The organism is Saccharothrix stipae (assembly GCF_054781895.1).
The window spans coordinates 15,035-30,890 of sequence record NZ_BAAGTN010000024.1 but is presented as its reverse complement, the minus strand read 5'-3'; the positions used below and the strand labels follow the sequence as shown (position 1 = coordinate 30,890).

General features: G+C 70.8%; 10 protein-coding genes. 6 read left to right on the top strand and 4 right to left on the bottom strand.

Going from position 1 to position 15,856, the window contains the following annotated elements:
- A partial coding sequence (locus tag ACYVLT_RS36370) for a carbohydrate ABC transporter permease (RefSeq protein ID WP_461124712.1) occupies positions 1-553 on the bottom strand: 553 nt, incomplete at its 3' end.
- Between the two features lie 187 nt (positions 554-740).
- Positions 741-2,012: an ABC transporter substrate-binding protein gene (locus ACYVLT_RS36365; protein ID WP_461124711.1), complete on the bottom strand. Its 1,272-nt coding sequence runs from the start codon at positions 2,010-2,012 to the stop codon at positions 741-743.
- A 151-nt stretch (positions 2,013-2,163) separates the two neighbouring features.
- Here ACYVLT_RS36365 and ACYVLT_RS36360 point away from each other — a divergent pair, with 151 nt between their 5' ends.
- Complete coding sequence (locus tag ACYVLT_RS36360; RefSeq protein WP_461124710.1) at positions 2,164-2,937, top strand: FadR/GntR family transcriptional regulator; 774 nt, start codon at positions 2,164-2,166, stop codon at positions 2,935-2,937.
- A gap of 131 nt (positions 2,938-3,068) precedes the next feature.
- Here the strand turns inward: ACYVLT_RS36360 and ACYVLT_RS36355 are convergent, their stop codons facing one another.
- Positions 3,069-6,197, bottom strand: a complete 3,129-nt coding sequence (locus tag ACYVLT_RS36355) for an RICIN domain-containing protein (RefSeq protein WP_461124709.1) — start codon at positions 6,195-6,197, stop codon at positions 3,069-3,071.
- A 239-nt stretch (positions 6,198-6,436) separates the two neighbouring features.
- Positions 6,437-6,982 carry a GrpB family protein gene (locus tag ACYVLT_RS36350; RefSeq protein WP_461124708.1) on the bottom strand — a complete coding sequence of 182 codons (546 nt, stop codon included), beginning with the start codon at positions 6,980-6,982 and terminating at the stop codon, positions 6,437-6,439.
- A gap of 530 nt (positions 6,983-7,512) precedes the next feature.
- On the opposite strand from ACYVLT_RS36350, the gene ACYVLT_RS36345 reads away from it, so the two are divergent.
- The 5 genes from ACYVLT_RS36345 (at position 7,513) to ACYVLT_RS36325 (ending at position 15,698) form a co-directional block, all read left to right on the top strand.
- The gene (locus ACYVLT_RS36345) at positions 7,513-8,538 is read left to right on the top strand and encodes a hypothetical protein (RefSeq protein WP_461124707.1); all 1,026 of its coding nucleotides are present in this window, start codon (positions 7,513-7,515) and stop codon (positions 8,536-8,538) included.
- Positions 8,528-10,225 carry a polyprenyl synthetase family protein gene (locus ACYVLT_RS36340; RefSeq protein ID WP_461124706.1) on the top strand — a complete coding sequence of 566 codons (1,698 nt, stop codon included), beginning with the start codon at positions 8,528-8,530 and terminating at the stop codon, positions 10,223-10,225. Before ACYVLT_RS36345 ends, ACYVLT_RS36340 begins: the two co-directional genes overlap by 11 nt.
- On the top strand, positions 10,222-13,023 hold the full coding sequence (locus ACYVLT_RS36335; protein WP_461124705.1) for a hypothetical protein: 2,802 nt from the start codon (positions 10,222-10,224) through the stop codon (positions 13,021-13,023). The genes ACYVLT_RS36340 and ACYVLT_RS36335 overlap by 4 nt, the downstream gene beginning before the upstream one ends.
- 203 nt (positions 13,024-13,226) lie before the next feature.
- Positions 13,227-14,384 carry a M6 family metalloprotease domain-containing protein gene (locus ACYVLT_RS36330; RefSeq protein WP_461124704.1) on the top strand — a complete coding sequence of 386 codons (1,158 nt, stop codon included), beginning with the start codon at positions 13,227-13,229 and terminating at the stop codon, positions 14,382-14,384.
- Between the two features lie 96 nt (positions 14,385-14,480).
- Positions 14,481-15,698: a cytochrome P450 family protein gene (locus tag ACYVLT_RS36325; RefSeq protein WP_461124703.1), complete on the top strand. Its 1,218-nt coding sequence runs from the start codon at positions 14,481-14,483 to the stop codon at positions 15,696-15,698.
- Positions 15,699-15,856: the final 158 nt, after the last annotated feature.

Here is a 15,856-nt window from a genome sequence, read left to right as displayed (position 1 = left end):
GCGACAGACTCGGGACGATCACGTGCCGAATGGTCTGCCACAAGGACGCACCGTCCACCTTCGCCGCGTCCAACAACGTGGGATCCAGAGTCGAGAACCCCGCCAGGAACACCACCAACGCCATCCCGAACGTCGCCCAGATGTGCACCCCGACCACCGCGAAGATCGCCACGTCCGGGTCACCCAACCAGTCCACCGGACCCAGCCCCACCCCGCCGAGGACCGTGTTGACCGGACCGTCGAACGCCAGCAGCAGGTTGAAGATCGCACCGACGATCACCGGCGACAACACCGCCGGGAAGAAGTACACACCCCGGTACACCCGATGCCCCGGCACCCGCAGGTACACGAACGTCGCCAGCAGACCCGGAACCGCCACCGCCACCGGCAGCAACAACACCAACAGACCCACATTCCGCAACGCCATCCGGAACAACGGATCACCCAACAGGGTCACGTAATTGGCCAGACCCACCCACATGCCGTTGCGCACACCGTCACCGGTGAAGGAGAAGTTCACCCCCAACACCAACGGCCACAACCGCAGCACCACGATTATCAGCACAGCCGGGGCCAGGAGGACGAACGGCGCCAGGCGCTCGGACCGCGACCCGCGACGGTTGCGCCGCGGCGACGGTCCGGCCGGACGCCGTCGGCGTGCCGGTGGGGCGCCCGCCGGCCCCCCGGTCGGCTCGGCCGAGACCGGGCCGACCGGGGACAGGGAATGTGCGGCCACGCGATCAGCCCGTCTTGTCGGACGCGGCCAGTTGCTGCACGACCTCGTCCACCGTGATCGAGCCGCTGAGCAGCTGCTGGGAGAGCCGACCCATCAGGTCGATGGTCTTGCTGGACAGGGCGACGTGCAGGGCCGGCTTGCCGGACTCGACCTCCGAGACGATCGTCTTGACCGACGGGCCGCCGTCGGAGACGTCGATGGTCGTGTCGGACGCGATCGCGCCCCCGTCGACGTAGAAGGCCTTCAGGGCGTCGGTCGAGGTCAGCGACCGCACCAGGTCGGCGGCGACCTTCGGGTCCTTGGTCCACTTCGCGACCCCGTAGCCGATGCCGCCGTCGTAGGGCAGGCTCGGCGTCGCCGCCGGGTTGACCACGGGCGCGTCCATGACGCCGACCTTGTCCGCGTCGAGGAACTCGGCGAAGTCCTTCCAGTGCCCGATGTCCGACATCAGGCCGATGACGTTCGCGGCCTTGCCCGACTGGAACGCCGCGAACGCGTCGTTGAACATCGCGGTGGAGTTGGCGCCGTCGGTGTTCAGACCGGCGTCGTTGGTCTGCTTCCAGAGCTCGAAGACCCGCTTCACGCTCGGCGAGGACCAGTCGCGCTTCCCGGCGATCCAGGCGTCGTACTCCTGCGGCGTCAGGACCGCGGACCCCATGGTCGACAGGAAGAACTGGATGCCGATGCCCTCCTTGTTGCCCAGCGCGAAGCACTTCGCGCCGGTCTTCTCGGTGATGACACCGCAGTTCTCGACGAAGTCGTCCCACGTCTTGGCCGGCGCGTCCGGGTTCAGCCCGGCCTTCTCGTAGAGCGCCTTGTTGTAGTAGAGCGGGTGCCCCTGAAGCGTGACCGGTGCCGCGTAGGTCTTCCCGTCCTTGGTGAACGCGTCCCAGCCGGCCAGCCGCTGCTCGTCCTCGGCGAGGTAGGTGTCGAGCGGGGCGAGCGCGTCGACCCGGTCGCGGATCTGGCCGCCCCCGTTGAACAGGATGACGTCCGGTCCCTTGCCGGCCTGGATCGCCGTGCCGAGCAGCGTGTAGTACTGGTCGAACGGCTGGGCCACGAACTCGACCTGGACGCCCGGGTGCTTCTTGGCGAAGTCGGCCTTGGCCTTCTCCACGTAACCGGCCGCCTTCGCGTCACCGGACTTCCAGTCCCAGACCACGAGCTTGTCGCCGGAGCCGACGGAAGCCGAACCCGGTCCCGCGGCGCTCCCGCAACCAGCGGTCAGAGCCAACCCCACGACCAGGGCGGTCGACCATAGTGTGCGCTGCTTCATCGCTGCTCACTTCTCCAGATGGTGGCCGGGCGGCGAGGGGCCCGACGGGATGCGGTGAACCTAACTCGTATGACGTATGACGTCAACGCCTCTATTCCAGTACACTCGTCCCCACGCTCAGCGCACGTGGGCGAGCGCAACCGGAGGAACGATGACGGCACCAGGCCAGCAACCGACCGCGGGCGCACCCGCCGCCGCGGGGTGGCCACGCCGGCCGGCGAACCTCGCGAGGGCGATCACCGCCGAACTCGTCGGGCGCATCGTGCGCGGCGTCCACCCCTCCGGGACGTCGTTGCCGTCCGAGCCCGCGCTCGGCGAGGCCTTCTCGGTGAGCCGGACCGTCGTCCGCGAGGCGGTGAAGATCCTCCAGGAGAAGGGCCTGGTCCAGGTGCGCCAGGGCGCCGGCACGGTGATCAACCCGCCGTCGACGTGGAACATGCTCGACGAACTCGTCCTCGGGGCCGTCATCGCCGAGGACGACACCCTGGGCGTCCTGGACGACCTGGTGGTCACCCGACGACTGCTCGAGTCGGACATGGCGCTGGTCGCGGCCCGCACCGCCGACCAGGACACCGTCGACCGGCTGCGCGATCTCGTGGACCTCATGGACCGGCTCGTGGACGACGCCGTCGCCTACCGCGAGCAGGACCACGCCTTCCACGACGCGATCATGCGGGCTTCGGGCAACCGCATCGCCCGGGGCGTCGTGCGCGCGTTGGAGAGCCAGGTCGTCAACACCGCCCGCTACACGGGCCGGAGCGAACGCGCCCTGTGCGTGGCGTCCAACCAGGGACACCGCCGGATCTACCAGCGGATCGCGGCACGGGACCCGGCGGGCGCCGCCGAAGCCATGTTCAGCCACATCACCGAAGCCTGGCTCGTGCGCCGGAGCGCACTCGGAGACCCCAGCCGCCTGGCCCGCTAGTCCCGGCACCGCGCGCTCCTGGTCCGATGTGGACGGTCGACTCGGGCGAATCGGCTCGGGGCCGGCCACTGCGGTCGGCCCCGAGCCGGATCGTCATCACATGGGCGGCGCCCGCACCGCGGGAGCGCGGCTCAGTCGACCCGGGTGACCTGCCACAGCTGACCGTTCGCGCCGGTGTCGGTGACCTGGACGAGCTGGGCCCCGGCCGTCGTGGACGACCCGGACACGCCGAGGACCTTGCCGCTGTGCACGTTCCTGATCCTGCTGTACCCGTTCCCGGCGTCGACCAGCTGCCAGTGCTGGTTGGCGCCGTCGAGGTCGGCCCACTGGACGACCGACGCGCCGTCGGCCGTGGCGGCCCCGAGGACGTCGAGCAGCTTGCCGCTCCTTTGGCTGACGATCTTGAAGTTGCCGCCCGCGGGCTCGAACCTCCAGTTCTGGTTGGCAGCGCCGTTGTAACCCCACTGGATGATCCGCGCACCATCGGTCGTAGACCCGCCGCTCACGTCCACGGCCATCCCGCTGTTCCTGTTCACGATCTTGTAGTGGGCGCCCTGGACCGGGAAGGTCTCGCTCACCTTGGAGAAGGCGTCCAGTGCGCACACCGTGCCGGTGGCGGCGGCGTTCCTCGTGCCCTTGCACACGACCTTGATCGTGTGCTGCCCGGCGGGCAGGTCGGTCTTGCGGAACAGCACCGCCTGCTTCGTCACGGTGGACGCGTAGGCGTCGATGTCGGACCGCACGAGAGCCCCGTCGAGGTAGACGTCGACCTTGCCCATGTTGGGCTGGGTCATGCCGAGGTACTGCACGCCCGAACCGGTGAACGTGTGCTCGGCGTACGCGCCTGCCTGGACGGTGTAGTTCTCCGAGCCGCGGAAGTCCCCGGTGTCGTTCCAGTTGCTCCACGAACCGCTGTAGGTCACCCTGGCGTCCTTGTCGTCGACGTAGGCCCAACCCTGCCGGACGACCGACTTCGACTGGGCCGACCGGTGCCCACCGGCGTCCAGTACGTAGAGCCGGTAGTCGCCGGGCGACTCCGGGACGGCGATGGACGTGGCGGTGCCGCCCGCCCTGGTCATCGTGCCGCCGACCACGAAGTCGGTCGTGCCCGCCGGCGCCAGCCAGATCGCCTTGCTCGCGTCGCCGGTGCTCCGGACGGGGATCGACAACGCGCCGCCGTCGGTGAAGGTGCTCGCCGGCAGGACGTGGTCCGGCGAGGAGCGCCGGTTGCCGGGGAGGATGTCCCGGTAGGCCTCCTCGATGCCGGATCGCGCGGCGACGCGGTACGCGGCCGACGGCCAGACGTTGTCCGCGTAGGCCAGCACGTCCTGGATGGTGCTGTTCGGCACGTTCTTGTCGGCGATCTTGTTGATCGTCCCGTAGGTCCGCGTGATGCTCAGGTCGTGCTGGCGCCCCCAGGTGCCGGAGTTGATGGTGTACGCCACGTTCGGGTCAACGTCGAGGACGTTGTCGCGGTAGGTGATGAAGGCCGAGCCTTCGTCCGGGTGGAGTCCGTACTTGTGGCCGGCCGGAACGCCCTGGATGTAGTTGTCGGCGATGGTGGTGCCGGGCTGGCTGCCCAGGGTGTAGATGGGCGCCGTGTCGTGGAGCTTCTGCACCGTGTCGACGAAGTGGTTGTAGCTGATGTTGTTGTTCCTGGCCGTGGTGGTCGGCACGTTCGGCACGATGGAGTTCGCGGAACCGTCGAAGTTCCACCACCCCCACCCGAGCGTGACACCCGACCACGGCGTCCTCTCGATCAGGTTGTGCTGCACGGTCAGGCCGTCCACGAAGTAGGCCGACACGGGGCTGTGCCCGTTGAACAGCACCGCGCTGTCGTGGAGGTGGTTGTTCTTGATCTCGATGTTCTTGCAGAGGCCCTCGACGCCCGCGGGGTACTTCTCGCCGTTCGTGGCGGTGTGGTCCCCGAGGTAGACGTGCTGCGGGTGCCCCACGGTGATCGCGGATCCGGCGATGTCGTTCGTGCGGTTCCCGGTCAACCGCGAGTTCGTCACGTCGTTCAGCAGGCTGATGCCGTCGACACCGGTGTGCTGGACCTTGTTGCGCTCCAGCACGATGCCGTCGGCGTTCTCCAGCTGGACGGTGCCCGGCGCCGGGTTGACGTTCCGGTAGGTGTAGCCGTGGAAGTTCTTCCTCGCGTACGCGCGCGTGGACAGGTTGCCCTGCTGGGCCTGCTTGAACACCGAGCCCGCCACCTCGGTCAGGTTCCAGTCGGAGTGCTCGACCGTGATGCCGGAGAAGGTGAGGTCGCGGACGCGGTTGCCGGTGGACGTGCCGGCGACCTTGAGCACCGTGGCCACGTTGTTCGGCGCCCAGACCGTCGCGGCGGCCATGTTGTCCGCGTCGGTCTTGTAGTAGTACAGCGTCTTGCCGGCCTTGTCGAAGTAGAACTCGCCCGGCGCGTCCAGGAACTCGTACGCGTTCATGACCTTGTGGCTGCCGCCGGCTTGCAGGTCGCCGTTGAACGCGCCCTGGGCGATCGCCCCGGCGGGTTGTTGGAACAGCGCGACGCGATTGGCGCCGTCCGCGGTCGTCGTCACCTGCCGGACTCCCACGATGGCCGTGGTCCAGGTCGTCGCCGTCTCGATCTCCAGGTCGCCCTGGTTCAGCGCCACGGCGGGCAGGTCGGTCAGGCCGTACTTGGCCCCGTCGCACTCCGCACCGGACTCCCACGCCCAGTCGGCCTGGCCGGCCGTGACGCGGTACGTACCGTGGCAGCCCGCCGAGTTGATCGTCTTGGAAGCCATGTACGCGCGCTTGTCGTCGACGTAGAGCGCACGGAGCTTGTTGGCGCGGTTGAGCGGGGCCTTCCACACGTCCCCGCTGTGCTGCGCCCACCCGGTCACCTGGACGCCGCCGTTGAGGACCGGTGTCTCGTTCGGGTACGCGGAGTAGACCACCCGGTTCCCGTTCGTCCCGGAGTCGGCGGGGGTGAACTCGATCGTGCTCGTCACCGGGTAGTTCCCGCCGCGGAGGTACACCTGGATGTCGCCGGTCATGCTGGTGTTGACCGTCCGGACGACGTCCCGCGCGCGCTGCACGGTCCGAAAGGGCGACGTGATCGTCCCCGGGTTGGCGTCGTTGCCGCCGGGCGAGACGTAGTACGTCGCCTGCGTGGCCGCCGAAGCAGGCGTCGAGCCCGAGGAGCCCGTGACGAAGAGCGCGAGCAGGGCAACGGCCAGCGCTGCGGACAGCGTTCGCCTGGCGGAAGGGGGTGACGTCACACCGGGTCCTCTCATGCGTGGCAGTGGATGTGCGGTCCAGGCCGGGGGCGCCGTCGTCGGGACATCGGTGACATGGGCGCGTAGCGGCGCGGACCGGGTCGGGGGTGGATCGTCACCTCGCGATGCAGGGCGACCGTAAGAACGGGGCGCGGGGAGGCCCGCGGCCACTTAGCTCGAACGAAACATAAGACGTATTATGACCACTGTCAACGGTCACGCACCGTTAACACAGGGCCGCATTGAGGCGGTCGTGGTTACCGCTTCTCCCACACGGGCTCCGGCGGCAGACCGCGTAGTGCGCGGGCCCGGTCGGTGAGCTCCTGCACCAGCGCCGTCTTCGCCCGCGCGTACCCGCCCGATGCCGTGCCGGCGGCGACGATCGCCCGTTTGAGCCGCGCGTAGCGGGCCGCGTCCTCGGGGTGGGCGCGCAGGTGGTCCCGGAAGATCCGCTGGTTGCGCGCGGGCCAGCTCTGCAGGCTCACCACGTGCAGGATGTGGCTTCGGGCGCCACCGTCCGCGCGGACGAACAGCAGCCGGTCGGTCATCCCGTTGTCGTGCGGCCGGAAGCCGAGGCCGGCGAGCGCCGCCTGGTGGGGACGGGCGTGCGCGAGGTCGTGGACGGCGGCCATCAGGTCGATGACGGGCTTGGCCGCCAGTCCGGGGACGGCGGTGGAGCCGATGTGCTCGATCTCCACGAACAGCCCGGGCACCGCTGCCCGGAGGGCGTCGATCGCGACGGCGGCCTGCCGCGGCCAGTCGGGGTCGTAGTCGACCACGTGGATGCTGCCGGGTTCCGACACGGCCGTCATCCTCCGTCGACGCACGCCGCGACGTCCACCGACTTCCACCGGGAGCGCGGTACCGGGCGGCGCCGGTCCCGCCGCCGCGCACCACGCGCAAGCCGCACGCGCGAGTGAGGCGCCCACGGTTGTGCGGTGAGCGGGGGCGCGGCCGACACGGACCGTGCAGGCTGCTCGGCCCAGCGCCGCCGAGAACTGTCCATTCCAACGCACGGGACGCTCCCCCGTGCCACTCCGATGCGCCGGTTGGACGTGCGCTCTGTCCCTGTGCGACAAAGACCGGCTCGCCGAAACAATCACCGACCGCGACATCGTCATCCGGTGCACCGCGCCCGTTCCGGGGCGTGACACTCGATCGGTCGTACTCCCTCGCGCCCACTCGGCTCGGTGCGATATCCCTTGCTCACCCGGGATGCGCGGACGTCACCGATGCCGGATCCGCAGCGGGTCGGGTTGTCGCTCCGCCCGGTGTGCACGAGTCATGTCCAGATGAAACCCGGCCGCTGCGGCGGCCTCACGAGGAGCGTTGGATGCTGGGCGTGCGAGGCCCCTTTCCCGAGTCGGAGCTGTGCCACCCGCTCGATCGCCAGTGGTTGCACTACGCGTTCCTGTCCTCGACCGGTCCGCACGCGGTGATCTCGAACCTGTCGGTGCTCGGCCCGGAGCCGCCCGCGGACGGGTCGACCGCGCGGTGGGCACCGCAGGCGATGGCCATCCTCCTGGTGTTCGACCCCGACGTGGGTTGGTCGTCGACCCAGTTCAACGCGAACGCGCCCGACCCGGCGTGGTCGGCGTTCCGGCTGCCGCACCCGCACGCGTCGCCCGGCCCGTTCGACGTCGCGGCCGTGGCGGGCCGGCCCGCGGTCGACCTGCGGCTGTCCCGCACCAGCAGGCCGTGCACGTCCCAGTGCGCCCCGTTCGGGCACGACCAGTTCCTGCGCTGGCAATCCGAACCCGGCGTGCGCGGCACGGGCACGTTGCGATCACCGCGCGGTGACGTCGACTGCGAGCTGGTCGGCTACCACGAACGCGTCCGCGGCCGGTGGAGCTGGCCGGTGCTGGGCGGCTGGGTCTTCGGCTTCGCCAACGCACCGTCCGAGGGCGCGGTGGGCCCGCCGCCGTGGTCGGTGGTGTTCACCCTCATCCAGCCGCGGTACCCGCACGACGCCGCCAACGGCTCGGTGATGTTGTGGCGCAACGGGCGGATGGTGCGGCACTTCCCCCGGCGCGGGCTGGAGGTGGCGGTGCACGGCGAGCTCGACCGCGACCGGGTGGTGCTGGTGCCGCCGCTGGCGGCCACCCTGGCCACCGCGCCCGCACCGGTGGTGCCGCGCCGGTTGCTGATCACCGCGCGGCTGGGCGAGGACCGGCTCGTGCTCGACTTCCGGTCCACCACCGCCGCCCGGATCGCCAACCCGTCCGAGACCAGCCTGAAGCCGTTCAGCGTGCACGAGCTGCTCGGCGACTGCGCGATCGAGGGCGTGGTCTCGGGACGCGGGTTCGGCTTCGAGGCGCGTGGCATCGTCGAGTTCGCCGGAGACGCCCGTGACGACTGAAACGCCCCCGACGACTGAACCGCCTCTGACGACGGGGACCGGGCCGTACACCGGTGCCCGGCTGCTGACCGAGACGGTGACCGCGCTGTCGGAACGCGCGCCCGCCATCGTGGCCGCCGCCGCGGAGGAGCTGCGGGAGATCCGCCTGGGACTGCACTTCCACGACGGCAGCCGGGCGACCCTGACCGCCCGCCACAGCCGCCTGCTGGTGGAGCCCGACCTGGTCGGCGAGCCGGACGTCGAGGTGGCGTTCGACGACCGGGCGATGAACCTGGTGTTCGACGCCCAGCGCCCCCCGGTGGAGCAGGTGCTGCCGCGGAGCCTGGACGTGCGCGGGGCGCGCGACCGGGTGTTGGCGGTGTGGCGTGCGTTCGTGCTGCTGTCCCAACGCGCCTCCGGTCTGCGGTTCGTGCAGCAGCTGTGGCGCGACTACCGCCAACAGGCGCCGCGGCTGTGGGGCGTGACCGCGGGCGGCCCGGCGCCCCGGGTGTCCCCGCACGGCGACGTGCCGACGGGGTGGCACGCCGTCGACTTCCTCGCCGACCGCCAACCGCTCGAACCCGGCGACCAGGCGACCATCGGCGGCACCGCGAACGCCGTGCCCAGGCTGCTCTGGGACGGCCGCCGCAGCACCGGCTGGTGGGAGGTGAAGCCGGTCAGCGACGCCGACCTGGTGGAGACGATGCGGGCCTGCCGCGCGCGCGCCAACCGGGAGATCGACCGACTGCTGCCCGACCGCGAGCCGAAAGCGGACCTGTACGACCTGATGCGGTCCTACCCCACCCGCCAGGGCAAGGGCCTGCGGCCGACGCTGGTGTTCGCCGCCTGCGCGGCCTTCGGCGAGAAACCCGAGAACGCGGTGCGGGCCGCCGCCGCGCTCGAACTGTTCCACAACGGCTTCCTCGTGCACGACGACATCGCCGACGAGTCGACCCACCGCCGCGGCCTGCCCACGATGAACACCGAGTTCGGCAACGGGCTGGCGGTCAACACCGGTGACGGGCTCAACCTGCTCGCGGTGGATGCGGTGCTGGCCAACCTCGAAACGCTCGGGTTGGCCCGGACGCTGGGGCTCATCCAGGAGGTCATGCACATGTGCCGGGAGTCCATCGAGGGCCAGGCCATGGAACTGGGGTGGATCCACCGCCGCGTGGTGCCGTCCCGGGACGACGACTACTTCACCATGAGCACCAAGAAGACCGGCTGGTACACGTGCATCACGCCGTGCCGCATGGGCGCGGTCTGCGCCGGCGTCACCGACCCGGCGGTGCTGGGCCGCTTCGACGAGGCGTTCCGCCTGATCGGCATCGCCTTCCAGATCCAGGACGACATCCTCAACCTCGTCGGCGACGAGGCGCTCTACGGCAAGGAGGCCCTGGGAGACCTGCTGGAGGGCAAGCGCACCGTCATGCTCATCCACCTGTTCCGCCACGCGGGCGACCGCGAGCGGGAACGGCTCGGTGAGCTCCTGCACCAGCGACGCGTCGACAAGACCCAGGACAACGCCGACGAGGTGCTCGCCGCCATGCGGCGGCACGGTTCCATCGAGTACGCCACCGACCTCGCCGACCGGCTGGCCGCCGAGGGCATCGCCCGGTTCGAGCAAGACCTGGCCATCATCCCGGAGAACGAAGGAAAAGCAGTGCTGCGACAGATCGCCCACTACGTCACCACCCGACCGCTGTGACGGGCCGCCTCGACGACTCCGCCCTGCGCGACGGCGACCGGGCCGCGATGCGTTCCCTGGGCCGGATCGGCGCCCGGCTGCGCGGGGTGTTGTGCACCCTGGCCCGCCGCGGCGTCGCGGTCCGGCGGGACGACCCGCGGCGCGCCCGGCAGATCCTCGACGCCCTGGCGCCGTGGCCGTTCTACAAGGGCGGCCAGTTCCTGTTCGACCTGCTCGAGTGGGAGGACTTCATGGTCGACGGCGAGCCGCCGCCGGTCCTGTCCCACGCCGAGCTCGCGGCACTGCTGGACCTGCCGATGCGCTGGGTGGACACCGCCGTCGCCGCGGTCGACGCCCACGTGCCCGGACCGCTCCGGCAGATCGGTGCGAACCCGCAGCTGCGGTGGTTGGCCGCCACCGCCCAGTCCACCCTGCACGGGGTGGTGCGCGGCCTGACCGAGGTGCTCGCGCCACCGCCGGGCACACCCGGTGCCGACGGCGGTGCGGCCGACGAGGCGCTACCGCCCCTGGAGGGCGGCTTCTACCTCTACGAAGACGTCGTGCTCGGCCTGTTCGACCTCGTCGGCGGCCGCCTGCCCCGCACGGCCGAACCCGAAGACCCGTCCCAGCCCCCGTCCCAGCCCTCGTCCCAGCCCTCGTCCGAGCCCCAGTCCCCGTCCGAGTCCGAGTCCCCGACCCAGTCCCCGCCCGAGTCCCAGTCCCCGGAGGAGCCCGACCAGGAACACGACACCGAAGGAAGTGCGATGACCACCAGCCAACAACCCGCGCCGACCACGAGCGCGCTCTCGACCGAGGTCTTCCCGATCAGGGAGACGTTCCGGGTCAGCCGGGTCGACGACCTCGCCCACAACTGGACGTTGCGCGGTGACGCCATTCTCGTGGGCGACGACGGCCTGCAACTGACACCGGCCGCGAACAACAAGGCGGGAACGGCGTTGCTGAACGTCCCGTTCCCCTCCTCGGCCGGCGTCGCCATCGAGTTCGACTTCTACTGCGCCGGCGGCGACGGCGACGGCTTCGCCGTCTACCTCATCGACGGCGCCCACGACACGAACGTCGGCGGTTACGGCGGCGGACTCGGGTACGGGCTCGGCCCCTCGGGCGCGGGCGTCACCAAGGGCTGGGTCGGCCTGGGCTTCGACAAGTACGGCAACTTCTCCACCGCCTGGGGCGGGCCCACCACCGAGAACGTGGCCAAGCCCAACCGGATCGTGCTGCGCGGCTCCGGTGACCGCGCCAGCGGGTTCAACTACATCGCCGGTGCCGCCGCCCCCGGTGGCTTGACCGCGGTCTGGGCCGACCGGGCGCACGTCCAGGTGGTGATCGTCGACGCCGTGATGACGGTGCACGTGACCCGTGGCGACACGACCACGACCGTGTTCGACGGCCTGGACCTCAAGCTGGCCCAGGGCCAGGCGCCGATGCCGGAGACGTTCAAGCTCGGCCTGTCCGCGAGCACCGGCGCGGCGATCTCCCGGCACTGCCTGCGCAACCTCGTCATCGCCCTGCCCGCCGCCGTGCCGCTGACCGTCGACGGAGCGGCCGAGGCGCCGGCCGGCAGCCAGGTGGCCTTCACCGTCACCGTTCGCAACGACGGGCCGAACGACGTCCCCGATGCCGTGGTGACCGGCACCCTCGACCCGGCGCTGCCGGACGTGGGCATCGCCGTCTCGCGGACCGGTGACGGCGGGTCGGCGACGGTTCCGGGCAGCACCGGTGTCGGTGTCTTCCAGCAGCCCCTCGACCTGCCGGTCGGCAGCACCGCCACGATCACCGTCACCGGTACCGTCGCCCGCGACGCCACCGGCAAGGTCACGTGCGCGGCCGGGGTCGAGTCGCCGACGCGCAGCAACACCGCCCCGGACAAGTCCGACTCGCACGACACGCTCCTGACCGCGCACATCCCGAAGGACGACCTGCGGGTGTGCCAGCACGCGGCGGTCTCGGTCGCGCCGGGCGCCGAGGGGCACATCGCCTTCAGCGTCGAGAACCCGGACAACAACCCGATCGACCTGGCGAACGCCGAACTGGTCTTCGACGCGCCGACCGGGTTCGAGTGGACCGGCACGATCACGTTCACCTACTACAACGCCGCCGGCCAGAGCAAGGGCAGCGGGAAGACGAAGCTGAAGCCCACCCTGGAGAACGGCAACGCACGCCTGCGGCTGACCGGGCTCCAGAAGTTGCAGGCCACCAAGGGCTACGTGCTCACCTACGCCCTGGGCATCCGGGCGAAGGCGGACGCCCGGCCCGGCCGGTACACCGACGGCCAGGCCGTGCTCGGCGACTCACGGCCGCTGCGCCTGACCGCCACGGTGCAGGGCGCCGCGCAACCGCAGACGTTCACCAACAACGACACCGCACTGCCCGTCATCCAGCCGGCACTGCTGGAGGTCAAGCAGGGTGAATCCGGGTTCATGGCCGTCACCGTCGGTTTCGAGCAGGCAGCCGGCCAGGACGTGGGCAGTCTCGACCAGGTGTTCCGCGCCCCGTCCGGGTCACGCTGGAACGGTTTCGTCTCGTACTCCTACTACAGCGGCGGCCAGACCACCCAGGGCAGCCAAGGCGACGTCCAGCACCAGGTCACCGGGAACGGCACGGTTCTGAAGATCACCGGGATGCCCCCGCTCAAGGTGTCCAAGGGCCTGTACCTGACCTACGTCCTCGGTCTCACCGCGGACGAGGACGCCGTGACCGGCCCGCACGACGACGGCGAGGCCAAGGTCGGCACCGCCCGCCCGCTCGACCTGCACGTCAAGGTGTTGGACAAGAACGAGCCCTCCCGCTGCAACCGCTGACCTCGGCGCGCCCCTGTGCGGACCCGGTCCGGGTTCCCGCAGGGGCGCGCCCTTGCACCGTCGGCGACGGCGGCGGCGCTGTCCTCACCAAGGCGGCTTGTCCGGGCCACGGTTGGGGTGAAGCCCGTCCTCGGGGGCTCCACCGGGGACCACGGGCCGAACTAGCGTTGCAAGCATCCGAACGCCGAGCGCGGGAGATCCCCATGGCACGCCTTCGATTCCTCCTCACCGCCGCGGTCGTGATCACCGCGACGGTGCTCCCCGCCGGGACGGCACACGCCGACGTGCCCGCGGGCGCGTGCGCGTTGCCACCGACCAGCGCGCACCTGACCGAAGGCGTGCCCACCCCTGCCGGACACGCACCGTCGTCCGGCAACGTGCGGGCCGCGATGGTCTTCGTGGACTTCCCCGACGCACCGGCCAACGACTCGACCACCGGCCTGCGCGACCAGCTGCTGCCCGACGGCCCGAACTGGTTCGCCACCAGTTCGTACGGCAACCTGACCATGACGGTCGACGCCGCCACCACCCGGTTCTACCGGATGCCGCGGCCATCCACCGACTACGGCTGGCGCCGTGGCCTCACCGCACAAGCGCACGCCCGCTACCTCAACGACGCGCTGGCGGCCGTCGGCCGGACCGTGTCGTTCAGCGGCACGCACCTGCTCTACGTCGTGCCCACCCGCGCGGCGGGCGAGATCTCCTTCGCCGCCGCCTACATGGCCCCGCTCACCGCGCCCGACGGCACGGTCATCGCCAGGTCGGTCACCTTCGGCCAGGACACGGCGTACTGGGGCAGCAAGGTCCTCAACCACGAGACCGGGCACGCGATCGGCCTGCCGGACCTGTACGCCTACGGCGGCGACGCGCACCGGTTCGTCGGCGGCTGGGACCTGCTGGGCCTGATCTCCGGACCGAACCCGGACCTGTTCGCCTGGCACAAGTGGAAGCTGAACTGGCTGCGCTACGACCAGATCGGCTGCGTGAGCGCGGCCGGCCGCTACGTCGACACGCTCGTCCCGGTCTCGGCGCTCGGCGGACGCAAGGCCGTGGTGATCCGGACCAGCGCGACCACCGTGCTGGTGGCCGAGGCACGGGCGCGGACCGGGCTGGACTCCGCCGCCTGCGCCACCGGTGTCCTGGTCTACTCCGTCAACACCGCGGTCGCGAGCGGCAACGGCCCCGTGCTGGTCAAGGACGCGCGGCCGGGTTCGGGCGGGTGCGGCGGCCACGAGCTGAACGACGCGCCGTTCGACGTGGGCGGCCGGTTCCACGACGCCGCGAGCAACACCACGGTCGACGTGGTCGGCCGGTCCGGCGACGACTACCGGATCGCCATCGCGTTCGGCGTGGCACCGTAGCGCCCACGGCCCGGGAGGCTTGCTGTCCCCGGTCCGCCGGGCAATACTCGGGTGCGTCCGCCGGCGGGCTTGTTCCTTGGCGAAAGGGCGCATCCGATGAACACCGGCCTGCCCCCTTTCCCCGCCGCGGACGAGAAGCCGCTCGACACCTGCCTCCGACTCCGCCGGATCGCGCCCGTGGTCGAGGTCGAGTTCCCCGGTGGCGTGCCCGCTTATCTCGCGTTGACGGCCAGGGCGGTGCGGGAGGTCCTGGCCGGCGACAACAAGACGTTCGCCAGGGATCCCGGGCACTGGCCCGCGCTGCACGACGGGTCGATCCCGCCGGACTGGCCGTTGCGCGGCATCGTCGAGGGCGACCACCTGTCGACGAAGGACGGCGCGGACCACCGACGGTTGCGCGGGCTGGTGGGCAAGGGCTTCACACCCGGACGGGTGCAGGATCTGGAGCCGCGGATCCAGGAGCTCGTCGACCGGTTGCTGGACGAGGTGGTGGCCGCGGGCGACGGGGTCGACCTGGTGCCCGCGTTCACCGAGGCGCTGCCGATGGCGGTGATCTGCGAGCTGTTCGGCGTGCCGGAGCCCGAGCGGGCCCGGTTGCGGAACTGGACGTCCACGCTGTTGGCGCACACCACCACACCCGAGCAGGCGTTCGCGACCCAGCAAGGCCTCATGGCGTACCTGCGCGACCTGGTCGAGCGCAAGCACCGGGAGCCCGGTGACGACCTCACGTCCGGCCTGGTCCAGGCCCGGGACGAGGGTGACCGGCTCACCACCGACGAGCTGGTCGGTGTCCTGTGGTTGATGCTGGTCGCCGGCCACGAGACGACGGTCCACCTGATCGGGAACGCCGTCGTGGCGCTGTCCCGCCACCCCGGTCAACTGGAGCTCGCCAAGGCCGGTGACCGGTGGGCGGACGTGGTCGAGGAAACCGTGCGGTACCGCCACTCGGTGATGATGACCAGTTTCCGGTTCACGCTCCAGGACGTCACCGTCGCCGGCGTGCCGATACCGAAGGGTCAGGCGGTCGGCGTGGCCTACCAGGCCGCCGGTGTCGACCCCGCCGAGTACGGCGAGACCGCGGACCGGTTCGACATCACCCGTCAGCGGACCGGGAACCTCGGGTTCGGCCACGGCCCGCGGTACTGCATCGGCGCTCCCCTGGCCCGGTTGGAGAGCCGACTCGCACTGGCCTCGCTGTACCGGCGGTTACCGGACCTCTCCCTCGCGATCGACCCGGACGACATCCCGTACTCGCCGTCGTTCTTCACGATCGGACCGATGTCGATACCGGTCGTCCTCGGCCTGACACCCTGACCCGGCACCTGTCGTTCCGCGCGGTTTCCGCCATCGCGGGCCGGCTGCCGCGCGGTCCGACGGGACCCGGGGTGGTTTGTTAGGGTCACCGGGTGTTGTCGGAGCGCTCGCCGTCCCGTGACCGAGCCGCGGCGACCGCGGTCCCGTGCCGGGGCCCG

Coding starts and splice junctions, on each gene's coding strand:
- ACYVLT_RS36365 (WP_461124711.1), bottom strand. CDS start 2,012: ATGAAGCAGCGCACACTATGGTCGACCGCCCTGGTCGTGGGGTTGGCT.
- ACYVLT_RS36360 (WP_461124710.1), top strand. CDS start 2,164: ATGACGGCACCAGGCCAGCAACCGACCGCGGGCGCACCCGCCGCCGCG.
- ACYVLT_RS36355 (WP_461124709.1), bottom strand. CDS start 6,197: ATGAGAGGACCCGGTGTGACGTCACCCCCTTCCGCCAGGCGAACGCTG.
- ACYVLT_RS36345 (WP_461124707.1), top strand. CDS start 7,513: ATGCTGGGCGTGCGAGGCCCCTTTCCCGAGTCGGAGCTGTGCCACCCG.
- ACYVLT_RS36330 (WP_461124704.1), top strand. CDS start 13,227: ATGGCACGCCTTCGATTCCTCCTCACCGCCGCGGTCGTGATCACCGCG.
- ACYVLT_RS36325 (WP_461124703.1), top strand. CDS start 14,481: ATGAACACCGGCCTGCCCCCTTTCCCCGCCGCGGACGAGAAGCCGCTC.